This window comes from Vibrio sp. D173a (assembly GCF_030248475.1).
This window is the reverse complement of record NZ_JAHGAH010000144.1, coordinates 1-873: the sequence shown is the minus strand read 5'-3', so window position 1 is coordinate 873 and position 873 is coordinate 1. Positions and strand designations below refer to the sequence as shown.

At 48.3% G+C, this 873-nt stretch carries 1 protein-coding gene; it reads left to right on the top strand.

The window, feature by feature from the left end:
• Positions 1-792 (top strand): NAD(P)-dependent oxidoreductase (locus KIV40_RS15725; protein WP_285350144.1); only part of this gene is annotated, 792 nt, incomplete at its 5' end.
• Positions 793-873: the final 81 nt, after the last annotated feature.

Sequence of the window (873 nt, the reverse complement as noted above, 5' to 3'; positions counted from 1 at the left end):
GTTATTGGTTTGGGTTCGATGGGCATGGGTGCTGCGAAGTCATGTGTACGTGCAGGGTTAGATGTCTATGGTTTCGATTTAAATCCTCAAGCGCTTGAAGAGCTAGGTTCATTCGGTGCGAAAGCGGTATCTACTAATGCGGTTGAGTTTGCAGACAAGCTAGATTCAGTTCTCGTTCTGGTCGTGAGCGCAGCTCAAGTTAACACGGTACTGTTCAAAACGGGTCTTGCGGTAGTGATGCTTGATGCTCCGGTTTCTGGTGGAGCGATTAAAGCGGAAGCGGGTGAGATGACCATCATGGCATCTGGTTCGCAAAGCACATTCGATGCGCTTGAGCCGGTGCTAAATGCAACAGCTGCAAAGGTTTATAACATTGGTGAAGCGATTGGCTTGGGCGCTACGGTGAAGATCATTCACCAACTGCTGGCTGGTGTTCATATCGCGGCCGGTGCAGAAGCGATGGCTCTGGCAGCACGCGCGGACATTCCTCTCGACTTAATGTACGACGTTGTGACCAATGCGGCAGGCAATTCTTGGATGTTTGAGAATCGCATGAAGCATGTCGTTGATGGCGACTACTCACCAAAGTCTATGGTCGACATCTTCGTGAAAGATCTCAACCTAGTATCTGACACAGCTAAAGACCTGAAATTCCCACTTCCTCTTTCAAGCGCAGCACTGAACATGTTTGTGAGTGCAAGCAATGCCGGCTTTGGACAGGAAGATGACAGTGCTGTTATCAAGATCTTTGATGGCATTGAGCTTCCGGGCGTAGAAAGCAAAGACAAGTAAGCGAAAGTAGAGTGGAGAATAAATCATGTTATTAGGTGTTATTGCAGATGACTTTACTGGCGCAACGGACATAGCAGGTTT